This window comes from Pseudomonas fluorescens (assembly GCF_900636825.1).
In the GTDB taxonomy this organism is placed as follows: Bacteria; Pseudomonadota; Gammaproteobacteria; order Pseudomonadales; family Pseudomonadaceae; genus Aquipseudomonas; species Aquipseudomonas fluorescens_BG.
This window is the reverse complement of the sequence record NZ_LR134318.1, coordinates 4,129,484-4,144,038: the sequence shown is the minus strand read 5'-3', so window position 1 is coordinate 4,144,038 and position 14,555 is coordinate 4,129,484. Positions and strand designations below refer to the sequence as shown.

Genomic DNA, 14,555 nt, shown 5'->3' with positions numbered 1-14,555 from the left:
TCATTGTTGTTCTGGTTTGACCCCGCCGGCCGGGTAGGCGCGCGGGATTGAACCTCCGGATACGGAGGTCCATCCCGACAGTGTTGCAAGAATGTAGCCAGATGCGTCTGCTCAGCGTTTGCCAGACTGCATGACCAGTTTGATCAACGGGCCGAGGGTGGTACCGAGCCGAATCAACCGGCTCGCCCCACCGCCGCCGCTTTTCGCGCCCTTGCCGGTGAGAAAGCCCAGCAGGGTGACAGCCGCTACGCCCCACAATGGCGCGTGCTTGATACCAAAACCACTCTGCAGGTTTTGCGTCATGCCGCGCATGCGATGCAGCGGTTGCAGCACTTGCCCGGCTTCCTGACGGATTTCCTGGCGGTGCATTTCCATGCGCAGGCGAATCAACGCCTTGCGCATTTCTCGTCGCGAGCTGTTGTGTGGAAGTTCAGGCAGGCTCATGGCAGCAGGCGCTCCCGATCGTTGGCCAGCTCTTCGAGCGTGCCGTGGAATGGCGAGGATTCATCGAAGATCGCTGCCTTCAGACGCACGCCGCAGAAGATCGACGCCAGCGTGTAAAACACGCACAGGCCGATGATCGCTGGCAGGCGGTAGGTGTCCCAAAAGAGGATCATCACCAGCGTCGACAACCCCACCAGCAGCAACAGGGCGAAGACCAGCGCCAGGCCTGCAAACAGCAGCAGGCTGACGGTGCGCGACTTCTGCTCTTGCAACTCTATGCCGAACAGTTCGACATGGCTGTGCAGCAAACCGAGAACGGCGGCGCCCAGACGCCGCGTGGAAGAGGCGGTGCCCGCAGTCGGGCCGGATTCACCGATCGACATGATCAGCGCCGAGTGGCCAGCAGGCCAATCAGGAAGCCCACGCCTGCGGCGATACCGACCGATTGCCATGGGTTGGCCGAAACATAATCTTCGGTCGCAGTCACTGCTGCCTGGCCGCGCTCGCGCAGCGTTTCTTCGGTCAGTTTCAAAGTTTCACGGGCTCGCAACAGGCTTTCATGGATCTGTTCGCGCAGTTCATCTGCCTGATCGCCGGCCAGGGTGGCGGTGTGCTCGAGCAACCGTTCGGTGTCGGCGACCAGGGTCTGGAAGTCGTTCATCAGGATTTCTTGAGCGTTTTTTGCCTTGATGCTGGCCATTGGTGGATCTCCGTAGGTGACGTCTGAAGCGTTCGAGTATGAGCCTTGCGTGAAGGTTCAGTGGAAATGGCTGGTACAACTTTTGCTGTGTCGTGGTGCGTTGCCTTGAGGTTGTGCGCTGTTGCCGAGCGTATGCCTCGAAAACCTTATCCTAAATAAGCCCGGTTCGTGTCAGGACATCGGCCATGTGCGCCAAAGTGGCTCATTCAGTTTTCGCGTGAATGATCTGCCGTCGCACATTGGTGCATGGAATGTGCACATGAACCGCTTTGGTGCTTTTTCCGCCTTCAGGTCTGCCGTTCTATGGAAAATCTGCAAAGCGCTGTGGACACGCTGGTTCACAGCTCCAACACCTTGTTCATTCTGATCGGCGCTGTGATGGTGCTGGCGATGCACGCCGGTTTCGCCTTTCTCGAGGTCGGTACGGTCCGGCAGAAGAATCAGGTCAACGCCTTGTCGAAAATCCTCAGTGACTTTGCCGTTTCGACGCTGGCCTATTTCTTTATAGGCTATTGGATCTCGTACGGTGTGACCTTCATGCAGCCGGCGGCGGTTTTGAGCGCCGATCACGGGTACGGGCTGGTTAAGTTTTTCTTCCTGTTGACCTTTGCCGCCGCGATCCCGGCAATCATTTCCGGCGGCATTGCCGAGCGTGCGCGGTTTGTACCGCAGTTGTGCGCGACGGCATTGATCGTAGCGTTTATCTATCCGTTCTTTGAGGGCATGGTCTGGAACGGCAATTTCGGTCTGCAAGCGTGGCTGACGGAGCAGTTCGGCGCAGCTTTTCACGATTTCGCCGGCTCTGTGGTGGTGCATGCCATGGGCGGTTGGCTGGCGCTCGCCGCGGTGCTGTTGCTTGGTCCGCGTAACGGCCGGTATCGCGATGGCCGATTGGTAGCTTTCGCGCCGTCGAGCATTCCGTTTCTGGCGTTGGGCTCGTGGATTCTGATCGTCGGCTGGTTCGGCTTCAACGTCATGAGCGCGCAGACGTTGCAAGGCGTCAGCGGCCTGGTGGCGGTCAATTCGTTGATGGCAATGGTCGGCGGCACTGTGGCGGCGTTGATCGTCGGGCGCAATGACCCAGGCTTTCTGCACAACGGCCCGTTGGCTGGCTTGGTAGCGATCTGTGCCGGGTCCGACCTGATGCACCCGGTAGGCGCGCTGGTCACCGGGGCGATTGCCGGCGCGTTGTTCGTCTGGTGCTTCACGGCCGCGCAGGTCAAGTGGCGCATCGACGATGTGCTGGGCGTGTGGCCATTGCACGGCTTGTGCGGCGTATGGGGCGGTGTCGCCTGTGGCATATTCGGCCAGAGCGCACTCGGCGGCATCGGCGGCGTCAGCCTGATCAGCCAATTGATCGGCAGCGCACTCGGCGTTGCGGTCGCGCTGATCGGTGGCTTCCTCGTATATGGCGTGATCAAGGCGTTGCATGGGCTGCGCCTGAGCCAGGAACAAGAGTATTACGGCGCCGACCTCTCGCTGCACAAGATCGGCGCAGTGAGCCAGGACTAAGTCTCCTCACCTTCGGCCCCCGAATAGAAACCGTGAAGCAGGCGATAGCGGTCGATGCGCACCTGATCGACCTGTTCCTGCACTTGGTGCGCCGGCAGGCCGAGCATGACCAGCGCGTGAGAGGCGAGCATCAGGCTCGATTCCAGCAGCTCCGGCACCACTTCGGTGGCGCCGGCGGCTTTCAGCTCGGCCCACTGACTGTCATCGCGGGTGCGCACCAGAATCGGCACATGGGCATTGAGCCGGCGCGCCTGCATGAGAATGCTCAGGGCGACGTCGCTCTGATCGACGGCGATCACCAGCAATCTCGCGCGCAACAAGCCAACCGCCGTCAGCAGATCGCCGCGTGATGAGTCGCCGTAATGCACGTCGTTTTCGCTGGTCGCAGCTTCTTGCACGCGCACCGGGTCGCTGTCCAGCGCGATGAAAGGTTGCCGGGCGCTGCGCATGAAACGCCCGATGGATTGGCCGACTCGGCCGTAGCCACAAATCACCACGTGCTGGTCGAGGTCGGCGTTGAGCGCGCTGATCTTTTCGATCTGCGCCGCCTGATTGGGTTTGCGATGCAACGCCGCTGCTATACGTGGCGCGACCCGCAGCAACAGCGGAGTCATCACCATCGAACAAAACGTCGCCGCCAACAGCAGGGCGCCGAGCCGTTCAGGCAGCAGGCTGTTTTGCTGCATCTGCGCCATTAGCGCAAAGCAGAATTCACCGCCCTGAGCCAGGGCCAGGCCGCTGCGCCATGCTGTTTCACCGTCGCTGCCGCGCCATTTCACCAGCAGGGCGACAACGATGCCCTTGATCACCATCAAGCCGACGGTGAGCCCGATGATCAGCAGCCCATCACTGGCGAACAGTTGCAGATCGATCAGCATGCCGATGCTGACGAAAAATACCCCGAGCAGGATGTCGCGAAACGGTCGGATATCAGCCTCGATCTGGTGCCGATAATGACTTTCACCGAGCAGCATGCCCGCCAGAAAGGCACCGAGCGCCGGCGACAGCCCCAGCAAATGCGTCAGCCATGCAGTGAGCAGAACGATCACCAGCGCGAGCAAAACGAACAATTCCGCCGAGCGCGAGGCCGCCACTTCGTGAAACAGCCGTGGCAAGAGCCAGCGGCTGGCGAGCAGCAGCCCGACAAAGAGCACCACGGTTTTCACCAGTGTCAGCGGCAGTGCCCAGTACCATGCTTGCGTACCGTTGCCGGCGAATACCGGCACCAGCGTCAGTAACAGAACCGCCACTACATCCTGAAAGAGCAAAACGCCAATCGCATTCTGGCCGTGGCTGGTGAATACCTCGCCAAGGCTGCCAAGCTCTTTGCTGACGATCGCCGTTGACGACAGGGACAGTCCGGCGCCGAGCATCAGGGCTGGCGTCAGCGGCATGCCCAGCCACATCAGCAGCAATCCCAACAGCGCGGTACTGATCAGCACCTGCTGGCTGCCGAGGCGAAACACCACTTGGCGCAGCGCGATCATCTTCGACAACGAGAACTCGAGCCCGAGGGAAAACAGCAGGAACACCACGCCCAACTCCGCAACATCTGGCAGATGCTCGCTTTCGTTGACCCAATCGAACGCGCTGGGGCCGACCAGCAAACCCACGCACAGATAGCCCAGCACCGGAGGCAGACGCAGGCGGCGAAACAGCGCAATTACCACGAGCGACGAGGCGAGGATGATCAACAGATTGGCAAACACTGGACACTCCGATGTCAGGGCATTGGCCTCTCAAGCGTAGAGGCAAAAAGACCGAGAGCATCGCTTAATCGTTTTTTTGCCGGACTGATGTGCGTCAGGGTTTTGCGCGGCAGTGGCCGCAGGTGTGCTTGGACCTTTCGGCGGCGGTGGGTCGACGGGTTTTCCAGCGCGTCCTAGAATGGGCGCTCCATTACCTGGGCCAGTCATCATGCCTCCTGAATGTCAGTTGTTCGGCACCCTTGGATGTCATCTGTGCGAAGTCGCCGAAGCCGAATTGATGCCCTTTGTCGAGCATGGTCTGCTGGTGGAACTGGTGGACATTGCCGAAGATGAGTCGTGGTACGAGGCTTACAGCTTGCGTATTCCGGTGCTGCGCCGCGTTGATACCGGTGCGGAGCTGGACTGGCCGTTCAGCGCCGATCAAGTGGTGGCTTTCCTTCGCTGAGGCGATTTTTTTGGGCATTCCGCTGGTCGTGCGCGTTTATCCATTCCTTGGCACTTTGCCGTTTATTCGGTTACTGTATGTTCATACAGTAAATGCTTCAGCCTGCTGCATCCCGTGGTTATCACAGGGTGGCGCAGGAAACCGGACGTCAGAGGGATAAACCGTGGTCAATGTCGAACAGTTGAAGAACAGCGTGAACCGGATGTCGGTTGACGTGGTGCGCGAGGCCGTCATCGAATTGCGCCTCGACGGCCTGGTCACGGAAGGCAAGACGCCCTTTAACAAAGTGCATTTCAATACGTGTTTTGCCGAGATCGAGGCGCTGTTTCAACGCGCCGGCTACCACAAACAACTGGATGTGGTCGGTTACCAGGGCTTGTTATACGCCTTGTATGATCCGGGGCGCTGGGAGGCGGTCGACGTGTTGCGCTGGCTGAAGGAGTTCACAGAAGCGGCGGCGCTCAGGTCGATTCCGGCCTGAGGATTGGGCTAGTTGCTTCTGACTCAAGTGTTGGATAATGCCGGCCTGCCTCGAGAGTTTGAATATCCGTATGTCCACCCCATCATTTTCTGCTGCACAGCAACAGGCCAGCACGTTGTATCTGCCTCCGGGCAACTGGTCGACGGTTCTCGATTGCCTGTGCGAGCACTTCCGGGCCATCGGCCGTGAGCAATGGCTGGACCGCATTGCACGGGGTAGGGTGCTGGATAGTCAGGGTCAGCCGATTGCGCTGGATCTGCCGTATAAGGAAGGTTTGCGCATTCATTACTTTCGCGAAGTGCCGGACGAAAAACCGATTCCGGTGGTCGAGTCGATTCTGTATGCCGATGAACATCTGGTCGTGGCAGACAAACCGCATTTTCTGCCGGTGACGCCCGCAGGTGAATACGTTGAGCAAACTTTGCTGCGGCGGCTGATTCGTCGTCTGGACAATACCCATCTGGTGCCGCTGCACCGGATCGATCGACATACCGCAGGGCTAGTGATTTTCTCGGCCAATCCGCAAACCCGCGCGGCTTACCAGTCGTTGTTTCCGACGCGGCAGATCGACAAGCGTTATGAAGCGATTGCACCGGCATTGCCTGAGCTGAATTTTCCTTTGGTGCACAAAAGTCGTCTGGTTGATGGCGAACCGTTTTTCCGCATGCAGGAAGGGCCGGGAGTCAGCAACACCGAAACGGCAGTGGAAGTCAGGGAGAAGAACGGCGATCTGTGGCGCTACGGGTTGTTTCCGGTGACCGGCAAGAAGCATCAGCTACGAGTCCACATGACCGCGTTGGGCGCCAGCATTTGCAACGATCCGTTCTATCCCAACGTCCTGCAAGACATCGAAGACGATTACGCCAATCCGTTGAAGCTTCTTGCTCAGGGGTTGCGATTCATCGATCCGGTGAGCGGCGAAGAACGTCAATTCGAAAGTCGAATCACTTTGCAGTGGTAACACCCGAGGATTTCCAGCGCCCATGAAAAAGCCCGCATTGAATGCGGGCTTTTCTGTATCTGGTTTCGACGCCGAGCTTACAGCTCTTTAACGGTACGAACCTGATCCTTGTTGATGCGGGTTTCTTTGCCGTCCAGCTGCTGGAACTCGTAGAAGCCCGAATCATCATCGTATTGCGGGGTGTCGACGGCCTGGATTTCGCGACCGTCATTCAAGGTGATCACTGTAGGCGAGGAGCAACCGGCGAGGGTGGCCAGGCCCAGTGCGAGCATGAAAGTGGCGAGGGTCCGTTGAGTCATGGGTGTGTCTCCGAATGGGAATTCTTTTGGTTACTGAGCTTGAGACGTATGCAAGGCGTGCAAGTTCCTTGAGTGGTGTCAGTCTGACACAGTGTTGTAAGAACTTAACAGTTCGGGGGTGTTGAGGTTGGCGAGGCGCGGGTCGTTCTCAGGGCACTGCAGAGCCGTGGCACCGAGGCTGCGCATCACCCGACCGGGGCTGCGTTCGCCGGCATTCCAGGCGTCATCGAATGCCGATGAAAGCGCTACCGGAATGACACACAACAAGGGTTCCCAGTGTTCGCCATGGCGCAACATTAAAGGTTTTTCAGAATGCAGATCAGCGCTCTCGCGCATGCTTTGCAGAAGGGCAGCGTCGATGCGTGGTACGTCACACGGCAACACCAGCAGATGGCTATGGCGCGCGGCTTTCAGGCCTGCACGAATCCCGGCGAGTGGCCCTGGAAAACCGCTTTCGTCGTCCATCACCAGCTGATCAGCAAATGGCGCGTAGAGCTCTCGATTACGGTTGCACGAGATAATCAGATCGTCCGTCAGCGCACGCACCTTGCGCTGCAAGTGTGCAATCAGAGGCTCGCCCAGCCATGGAAGCAACCCCTTGTCCTGGCCACCCATGCGCTGGCCGCGTCCGCCCGCCAGAAGCAGAATCGAACAGAGTGGCAATGGCTTATTCAAGGGCATGGCGGCTCTCCACAGGGGCGGCGAAAAAAGGGGGCGCTGTGATATAACACCGGGCTGTTTCCCCTACAACTGGATGAGCCTATGAAAGCCAAGGCTGATGTACCTTTCGTACCGCTCAATATAGCGGTGCTGACTGTCAGCGATACTCGAACGCTGGAAACCGACACCTCCGGCCAGGTCTTCGTCGACCGCCTGGCAGCGGCTGGCCACAACCTGGCAGCGCGGGTGTTGCTTAAAGATGACTTGTACAAAATTCGCGCGCAAGTCGCGAACTGGATTGCCGACGATGTTGTGCAGGTCGTGCTGATCACCGGTGGTACCGGTTTTACCGGACGTGATAGCACCCCGGAAGCCGTTGCCTGCTTGCTGGATAAGCAAGTGGACGGCTTCGGTGAGTTGTTCCGGCAAATCTCGGTGGCGGATATCGGTACCTCAACCGTGCAATCCCGCGCGCTGGCCGGTTTGGCCAACGGCACGCTGGTCTGCTGCTTGCCAGGTTCGACGAACGCCGTGCGTACCGGCTGGGACGGCATTCTCGGCGAGCAACTGGACGCGCGTCATCGTCCGTGCAATTTCGTTACCCATCTCAAACAGGCGGCGCCTTGTGAATCCCGTGGGTAAGCCGGGCAAGACCGGCACGCTGATGCCGGTCGAGGCCGCACTGGCCCGTCTGCTGGAAATGGCAGAGGCCTCGCCGATCACCGAGCGCGAATATCTGCCGTTGGCCCAGGTCGATGGGCGCGTGCTGGCCGACGATCTGATCTCGACGCTGGACCTCCCGCCATGGCCGAACAGTGCCATGGATGGCTACGCCCTCAGGTTGGCCGATTGGACCGGCGAGGCATTGCCCGTCAGCCAGAAGATCTTCGCCGGGCAAGCCCCTGAACCGTTGCAGCCTGGCACGTGCGCGCGGATCTTCACCGGCGCGCCAGTCCCGTCAGGTGCCGATTGCGTTGAAATGCAGGAAAACGCCGTGGTTCAAGGCGATGAACGGGTTTGCTTCAACGAGGCCCTGACGGTAGGACAGAACATTCGCCCGCAAGGCCAGGAAACCACCGCTGGTGAGTTGATTCTGCAAGCCGGAAATCGCCTGGGCCCGATCGAACAAGGCTTGTGCGCTTCCTTGGGCTGCGCCGGTCTGAACGTTGTGCGCAAGGCTCGTGTCGCGGTGCTGTCCACCGGTGACGAGTTGGTCGAGCCCGGACAGGCGCTGGGCCCGGGGCAGATCTATAACAGCAATCGTGTGCTTCTTTGCAGCTGGCTGCAGCGCTTGGGATGCGAAGTGGTTGATGCCGGGATTCTGCCGGATGATCTGGCGGCCACTCGCGCTCGACTGGGCGAGTTGCAGGATGTCGACCTGATTCTCTCCACCGGCGGTGTTTCGGTGGGAGAAGCTGACTTTCTCGGCATCGCATTGCGAGAAGAAGGCGAACTGGCACTCTGGAAACTGGCGATCAAACCCGGCAAACCGTTGACCGTCGGCCATTTCTGCAACGTGCCAGTGATCGGCTTGCCCGGTAACCCGGCTTCGACGCTCGTCACCTTCGCCTTGCTCGCCCGTCCCTATTTGCTGCGCCGTCAAGGTGTCAAGGACGTCGAACCCTTGAGGTTCCCGGTGCCAGCGGGTTTTGACTGGCCACAGCCGGGCAATCGCCGTGAGTATCTGCGCGGGCGACTGGAAAACGGTCGGGCGATCATTTACCGCAATCAGAGCTCGGGTGTTTTGCGCAGTGCGGCTTGGGCCGATGGGCTGGTCGAAGTGCTGGAAAACCGGACATTGATGGCCGGTGATGAAGTCGTCTTTATCCCACTCAGCGATCTTCTGGGCTGAGCCTTCGCTTCGCGAATGCAGGCTCGACGATGAACGTCGACGCCTGCACTTCGTGGGTTACTGGCCGATCAGGGTCACCAGTTGATCAAACCGACTGTTGGCCACCCAACCCAGCAGGCCCAGCACCACCGCTGTCGCACCTGCCGAATAGGCCAGGCGATGTTTGATCGCTTTGACGTCACCTCTGACTTCGTCCATGTCGCGACGGATGTACTTGAGGTGTGTTTCCAGTTCGGCAAAGCGGGGTTCCATATCGTATTCTCCGGTGCTTTTGGGACTGCCCGTAAAATCGGTTTTCTGCGAGACGCGGCTTTCGCTGAACGGAGCAATCTGACTCACTGGTTTTCTGGCTTCAGGCGCTGGCATGTGAATATCCATCGGTTGTGATGCCACATTTACCGCCAAGCCTGTCGGCGTAGCCGATGAGACCGATAAGGGTGTATCCATTCATTACATGCACATCCTTGTGTATTGGGACTGAAAATTTAAACCGCCAGCGCACGGTGAACTACTGATCCGGTCAGGTCAATTAAGCCGTTTCCGCATGTTTTGTAAGAATAAGTACCGCCTTGTAGGACGCCCAAGCCAGACGCCTGAATTAATTGTCGATCTTGCGGCTTTTTTTGCGGTCGCGATGGTCAAGATATGCACGACATCCATTTGTGGAGTAACCGTTATGAGTGAACGCAAGGCGCTATTGATTCTGCATGGCAAGCAGGCACTCAACGAATCGGTGCGCGCAGCAGTCGAGGGCCAGCGCGCGCAAGGCTGGGAGCTGGCGGTGCGACTGACCTGGGAAGCGGGCGACGCTCAGCGTCTGGTGGAGGAAGCGTTGGCGGCGGGTTATACAAAAATCATCGCCGGGGGTGGTGATGGCACCTTGCGGGATATTGCCGAGGCCCTCGCGAAGAGTTCACAAAAGGCCAGTCTCGTGCTCTTGCCACTGGGCACTGCAAACGATTTTTCTCGCGCGGCGGGAATTCCCTTGGAGCCGGCCGAGGCCCTGCAACTGCTTGATACGCCGCCGTCAGCGATTGATCTGGGTGAAGTCGGTGGACAGATTTTCCTGAACATGGCCACCGGCGGATTTGGCAGTCAAGTCACCGCCAACACCTCGGAAGATCTGAAGAAAGTCTTGGGAGGGGCCGCCTATCTGTTCACCGGATTGTCCCGATTCAGCGAGTTGCATGCAGCGTACGGTGAGTTGCAGGGGCCGGATTTTCACTGGAGTGGCGAACTGCTGGCGTTGGGTATCGGCAATGGCCGGCAGGCCGGTGGCGGGCACGTTTTATGTCCCGAAGCGCGCGTGGATGACGGATTGCTGGACATCAGTATTTTGCCGGCGCCACAAGAGTTGGTTGGCACGCTGAAGAACCTGCTGACCGACGGCTTCAGCCTCGACAGTATGTTTGTGCGCGTGCGCTTGCCGTGGGTCGAGATCAAGGTCGCCGAAGGGCTGTACATCAATCTCGATGGTGAACCGCTGGAAGGCGATAGTCTGCGTTTCGAGGCGAGTCCGGCGGCGCTGCAGGTGCACTTGCCGAAGGATTCACCTTTGCTGTCCGGCCCGTCTTCGGTCAGTCATCAAGACTGATGATCTGCTCGCGCACGGCAAACAGCACCAGGCCTGCTACGTCATAAATTTGCAGGCGTTTCATGATCTGCGAGCGGTGGGTCTCGACCGTTTTGATGCTTAGGCCCAAGCCATTGGCGATTTCCCGAGTCGATTTGCCCCGGACGATCAGGCGGAGAATCTCCAACTGGCGCGCCGTCAGATTATGCGAGTCGGCGACTTCCGGTTGCTGTTTCTGATTGCGTGTCAGCGCCTGATTTATCACGGTGTGGGCGATCGCCGGGCTGAGATAGCGCTCGTTGTTGCGCAATGCATCCAGAGCGTGTTCCAGCTCAGTGGCGGTGGTGTCCTTGAGCAGGTATCCATGCGCGCCTGACTCCAGCGCTTGCATGATCAGCGCCGGGTCGGTGTGCATCGAAAGGATTAGCACCTTGCTCTGCGGCCGCACGCGTTTGAGCCGTTGCAAGGCTTCCAGGCCACCGGTTTCACGCATGGAAATGTCCAGCAAGACAATATCAGGTGCCAGTTGCTCGACCATTTCTAGCAGTTGCGAGCCGTCGTTGGCTTCGCCGATGACGGCGTAGCCGGGAATATCCAGCACCAGAGCGCGCACGCCGGCCCTGATCAGCGAGTGGTCATCCACCAAAAGTAAATTACAAGTCAACGCATAACCTTATTGGTACTGGCCCGTTCGAGTGCACGGGGCGCCCAGGGCAGAAGTGCTTCGATTTGTGTGCCTTTGCCCGGCTCACTGGTGACCGTCAAGGTGCCACCCAGTTGTTCAACCCGTTCGGCCATCCCGGCCATGCCGCGTTGTCCTTCCCGTCCCGGATTGGCGGCGGGGGCAAATCCCAGGCCGTCATCGCTGATCAGCAGCGTAAGGCCCTGCGGCAGACGTTGCACGCGGATCAACAGATTATTGGCCTGCGCGTGTCGCAGGATATTGGTCACGGATTCTTGAGCGAGGCGAAACGCAACCACCGCCATTTCTTCCGGAATGCCATTGAGGCGCTGCTGGCAATCGAGACTCCAGTGAATGTCCGTGTTGGTCAGCGTCTTCAGCAGATGCGCGCGCAGGCTCGCTTCGAGGCCCAGGCTGGTCAGCTGGCGAGGATTGAGAATGGCCGAAACATCGCGCACTTTGTTGAGGGTTTCTTCAAGGGTGTCGCACAGCGCTATGCACTGCTCTTGCAACTCCTGCGGCATTCGACGTTTGAGCCATTCGCTTTGCAGTTTGGCGGCAGTCAGCAATTGGCCGATATCGTCGTGCAGTTCACGGCTGAGCCGATGACGCTCGTTTTCCTGGACTTGCAACAGGCGGTCGGCGAGTTCCTGCGGCTGGAACTTGATCGATTTGCGTGAGAGCCGATATTGCACCCACACACACGCAGTGGCTGCGACGTTGAGTAACAGCAAACCCAGGCTGAGTGGCGCAGCAAAACCATAGGTCAGCACGCTGCCGAGTGTCGCCGCCACACTCAATATGAGGGTAAACCGGCGGGCATTTTCCCGCGAGGGAGGCCATGTGGTGATTGACTTGAGGCTGGCGTACATAGCGGATGGAGCCAATGGATGTTCGCTGCGGATAGACCGGCGGGAGGCTGGCGGTCTCTGTCTGGACATGCTTTCTGTGATGTATTGATTCAACGACGCGGTGAACGATATAAGGCCGTTAACTTCGCTGGAAACCGGGACATTGAAATCATCGTGCCATTAACACGAGGCAACTAACGGTCGGCATAATACCACTTAACATACCGTTGGTCGCGTTCGCCATATATGTCCAGTCGGTCAGGAAATACGTCTCGATTGGACGTTAGTTCCATAATGGAAAAAGCCTGTTTATTGTTTCCCATAGATACCGATGATTGTTCAAAATCAGTTTTTAAACACGGGGTAAACCCTGAGGTCGATGCGAAGATATCCGCATCAATCAGGTGTAATTATTTGATTCGATTTGTCGCTGGCAGGTATGCAGCCCTCGATAACGACATTCGGCAGACTTCAAGACTGCGCGCTCGGCGCAATTTTATCGGTCAGGCCTGCCGCTCGAGGTAGGTCAATGGCAGCAAACGTTTGCTCGTCTGCGTCGGTTGAAAATGAATTTGGCCTACCTGAAACGCCAGGGCATCAACCAGCGCGGCCTGTTCACTCTCATCGAGACTGAGTTGCCCGGTTTTCGGGTCGACCAATTCCAGTTGCCACGCCATCAACGTAAAGCAATCCCTCAGTGCATCAAGAGCCTGTTCGTGAAGGTCGACCTGATCGCGGGTCAGATTGAGCAGGCTGTAGATGTGCAGGGAAAACTCGGCAATCGCTTCGAGAGCCAACGCCTCGGCGCGACCCGCAAGCTTGAGCAGCGTGCTCAGCATGCAGTCGATGGCATCCTTGTCATTGCTGATCAGTTGCAGATGGCTGAGGCATTCTTCGGACTTGGCCAGCAGCGTTTCGGCCTCGACCATGAACTCGGGGAAGCGTTGTGCCCAGTCTTTTCGGTCGATTGGCATGCTTATCTCCACAGCGTCACGTCTGATGAGGGAATGCCGTGTGTGGCGCCGATCATGAATCATCGGCCGACCGCGCTCAGCCGTGCACAGGCACGACCCGAGGTTTTCCAGGGGGTGGGATTCCGCTGAACTGCGATCGCACACAATAGCCTGACTCCGTTCATGCAATGAGAATGGCGTCACATTAATGGCTATTGGATATTGCGAATATCAGGTTGGGCCTGATTGAAGATAGGGGAATCCCTTAGATGAGGGAACCTACGGCGCAAACAGAGGTCGCGCCGGGAAGAGTGTAGTAGACAAATTTCACGAAGCCAGTAAACCATGATGTTAATGTGACATCAATAAGCGTTTATGGCATTTTGATCAGGTTTTTTGCGCGCATCAAGGTTCGTCCATCGCGGCCGATAAACACACTTAGTGAATTCATCAGAACAAGCCCAGGAGTCATTGATGGCCGGCATTCTCGACACGGTAGACCAACGCACACAACTGGTGGGTGAGAATCGCCTGGAAATTCTCATGTTTCGTCTGGCCGGACGCCAATTGTTCGCGATCAACGTGTTCAAGGTTCAGGAAGTGCTGCAACTGCCCAAGCTCACCTTGATGCCGCAGCGCCATCCGTTTGTCTGTGGCGTGGTCAATCTGCGCGGGCAGACCTTGCCGGTCATCGACTTGTCCCAGGCGATCGGCATGCGCCCGCTGGTGCCGGGGCCGAACAGCACGATCATCGTCACCGAATACAACCGCTCAGTGCAGGCGTTCCTTGTCGGCGGCGTCGACCGCATCGTCAACATGAACTGGGAGGCCATTCTGCCGCCGCCAGCCAGTGCCGGCCGTCAGCATTATCTGACCGCGATCAGTAAGGTCGACGATCAGTTGGTGGAAATCATCGACGTGGAAAAAGTACTCGCCGAGATCGTCCCTTACAACGCCAAGGTCTCGCGGGAAAAACTCGAAGATCCGGTGCTGGAACGTGCGCGTGGGCGCGAAGTGCTGCTGGTCGACGACTCCAACGTGGCGCTTTCGCAATTGCGTGACACCCTCGGCCAGTTGGGCGTGAAGATGCATATCGCCAGTGACGGTTTGAAAGCCTTGAACATGCTCAAGGCCTGGGCCGATACCGGTGTGAACATGACCGACAAACTGCTGATGATTTTCACCGATGCGGAAATGCCGGAAATGGACGGATACCGTCTGACCACCGAAATCCGTAACGACCCGCGTCTGCGTGGTTTGTACGTGGTGCTGCACACCTCGCTATCCGGCAGTTTCAACGACTCGATGGTGAAGAAAGTCGGCTGCGACAATTTCCTTTCCAAATTCCAGCCGGACAAGTTGGTTGACGTCGTGCGCCAGCGTTTGATGCTCGACGCCGTGCCGGCCTGATCACATGCTCTTGTAGCGAGGGG

General features: G+C 58.3%; 18 protein-coding genes. 8 read left to right on the top strand and 10 right to left on the bottom strand.

The features are described from left to right. Positions 1-111: 111 nt before the first annotated feature. Genes EL257_RS18725 through EL257_RS18715 form a run of 3 tightly spaced genes read right to left on the bottom strand, consistent with a single transcriptional unit; the run spans position 112 to position 1,144 of the window. Entirely contained in the window at positions 112-444 is a 333-nt protein-coding gene (locus EL257_RS18725; protein ID WP_126365131.1) for a hypothetical protein, read from the bottom strand. Next, positions 441-827 (bottom strand): phage holin family protein, encoded by a 387-nt coding sequence (locus tag EL257_RS18720; protein WP_126365129.1) that lies wholly within the window; start codon positions 825-827, stop codon positions 441-443. Before EL257_RS18720 ends, EL257_RS18725 begins: the two co-directional genes overlap by 4 nt. A gap of 2 nt (positions 828-829) precedes the next feature. Further along, positions 830-1,144: a DUF883 family protein gene (locus EL257_RS18715; RefSeq protein WP_126365127.1), complete on the bottom strand. Its 315-nt coding sequence runs from the start codon at positions 1,142-1,144 to the stop codon at positions 830-832. Positions 1,145-1,447: 303 nt separating this feature from the next. Here EL257_RS18715 and EL257_RS18710 point away from each other — a divergent pair, with 303 nt between their 5' ends. Continuing rightward, positions 1,448-2,656, top strand: coding sequence for an ammonium transporter (locus tag EL257_RS18710; RefSeq protein WP_126365125.1), 1,209 nt, complete (start codon positions 1,448-1,450; stop codon positions 2,654-2,656). Here EL257_RS18710 and EL257_RS18705 read toward each other — a convergent pair. After that, entirely contained in the window at positions 2,653-4,365 is a 1,713-nt protein-coding gene (locus EL257_RS18705; protein ID WP_126365123.1) for a cation:proton antiporter, read from the bottom strand. The two genes, EL257_RS18710 and EL257_RS18705, sit on opposite strands and share 4 nt — an antisense overlap. Positions 4,366-4,573: 208 nt before the next feature. On the opposite strand from EL257_RS18705, the gene EL257_RS18700 reads away from it, so the two are divergent. The 3 genes from EL257_RS18700 to EL257_RS18690 all read left to right on the top strand — a co-directional run bounded on the left by EL257_RS18700 (position 4,574) and on the right by EL257_RS18690 (position 6,252). After that, positions 4,574-4,810: a glutaredoxin family protein gene (locus tag EL257_RS18700; RefSeq protein WP_126365121.1), complete on the top strand. Its 237-nt coding sequence runs from the start codon at positions 4,574-4,576 to the stop codon at positions 4,808-4,810. A 163-nt stretch (positions 4,811-4,973) separates the two neighbouring features. Continuing rightward, entirely contained in the window at positions 4,974-5,291 is a 318-nt protein-coding gene (locus EL257_RS18695; protein ID WP_126365119.1) for a transcriptional regulator, read from the top strand. A gap of 70 nt (positions 5,292-5,361) precedes the next feature. Then, complete coding sequence (locus EL257_RS18690; protein WP_126365117.1) at positions 5,362-6,252, top strand: pseudouridine synthase; 891 nt, start codon at positions 5,362-5,364, stop codon at positions 6,250-6,252. A 77-nt stretch (positions 6,253-6,329) separates the two neighbouring features. Here the strand turns inward: EL257_RS18690 and EL257_RS18685 are convergent, their stop codons facing one another. Together EL257_RS18685 and mobA are read right to left on the bottom strand one after the other, a co-directional pair. Continuing rightward, positions 6,330-6,551: a YgdI/YgdR family lipoprotein gene (locus EL257_RS18685; RefSeq protein ID WP_126365115.1), complete on the bottom strand. Its 222-nt coding sequence runs from the start codon at positions 6,549-6,551 to the stop codon at positions 6,330-6,332. 78 nt (positions 6,552-6,629) lie between these two features. Continuing rightward, positions 6,630-7,232 (bottom strand): molybdenum cofactor guanylyltransferase MobA, encoded by a 603-nt coding sequence (gene mobA / locus EL257_RS18680; protein ID WP_126365113.1) that lies wholly within the window; start codon positions 7,230-7,232, stop codon positions 6,630-6,632. A gap of 81 nt (positions 7,233-7,313) precedes the next feature. On the opposite strand from mobA, the gene moaB reads away from it, so the two are divergent. Both moaB and glp read left to right on the top strand, forming a co-directional pair. Next, positions 7,314-7,853 carry a molybdenum cofactor biosynthesis protein B gene (gene moaB, locus EL257_RS18675; RefSeq protein WP_042560237.1) on the top strand — a complete coding sequence of 180 codons (540 nt, stop codon included), beginning with the start codon at positions 7,314-7,316 and terminating at the stop codon, positions 7,851-7,853. Beyond that, positions 7,837-9,063, top strand: coding sequence for a gephyrin-like molybdotransferase Glp (gene glp, locus EL257_RS18670; RefSeq protein WP_126365111.1), 1,227 nt, complete (start codon positions 7,837-7,839; stop codon positions 9,061-9,063). Before moaB ends, glp begins: the two co-directional genes overlap by 17 nt. Positions 9,064-9,120: 57 nt before the next feature. Here the strand turns inward: glp and EL257_RS27805 are convergent, their stop codons facing one another. Further along, on the bottom strand, positions 9,121-9,429 hold the full coding sequence (locus EL257_RS27805) for a hypothetical protein (protein WP_172604503.1): 309 nt from the start codon (positions 9,427-9,429) through the stop codon (positions 9,121-9,123). Positions 9,430-9,739: 310 nt separating this feature from the next. On the opposite strand from EL257_RS27805, the gene yegS reads away from it, so the two are divergent. Then, positions 9,740-10,657: a lipid kinase YegS gene (yegS, locus tag EL257_RS18660; protein WP_126365107.1), complete on the top strand. Its 918-nt coding sequence runs from the start codon at positions 9,740-9,742 to the stop codon at positions 10,655-10,657. On the opposite strand, the gene EL257_RS18655 is transcribed toward yegS, so the two are convergent. The 3 genes from EL257_RS18655 to EL257_RS18645 form a co-directional block, all read right to left on the bottom strand. Then, positions 10,641-11,300, bottom strand: coding sequence for a response regulator transcription factor (locus EL257_RS18655; protein ID WP_126365105.1), 660 nt, complete (start codon positions 11,298-11,300; stop codon positions 10,641-10,643). The genes yegS and EL257_RS18655 overlap by 17 nt on opposite strands. Beyond that, on the bottom strand, positions 11,297-12,190 hold the full coding sequence (locus EL257_RS18650; protein WP_126368182.1) for a sensor histidine kinase: 894 nt from the start codon (positions 12,188-12,190) through the stop codon (positions 11,297-11,299). Before EL257_RS18650 ends, EL257_RS18655 begins: the two co-directional genes overlap by 4 nt. A gap of 482 nt (positions 12,191-12,672) precedes the next feature. Then, the gene (locus EL257_RS18645; protein ID WP_126365103.1) at positions 12,673-13,143 is read right to left on the bottom strand and encodes a hypothetical protein; all 471 of its coding nucleotides are present in this window, start codon (positions 13,141-13,143) and stop codon (positions 12,673-12,675) included. A 453-nt stretch (positions 13,144-13,596) separates the two neighbouring features. On the opposite strand from EL257_RS18645, the gene EL257_RS18640 reads away from it, so the two are divergent. After that, on the top strand, positions 13,597-14,532 hold the full coding sequence (locus EL257_RS18640; RefSeq protein WP_126365101.1) for a chemotaxis protein CheV: 936 nt from the start codon (positions 13,597-13,599) through the stop codon (positions 14,530-14,532). The last annotated feature ends 23 nt before the right edge of the window (positions 14,533-14,555 follow it).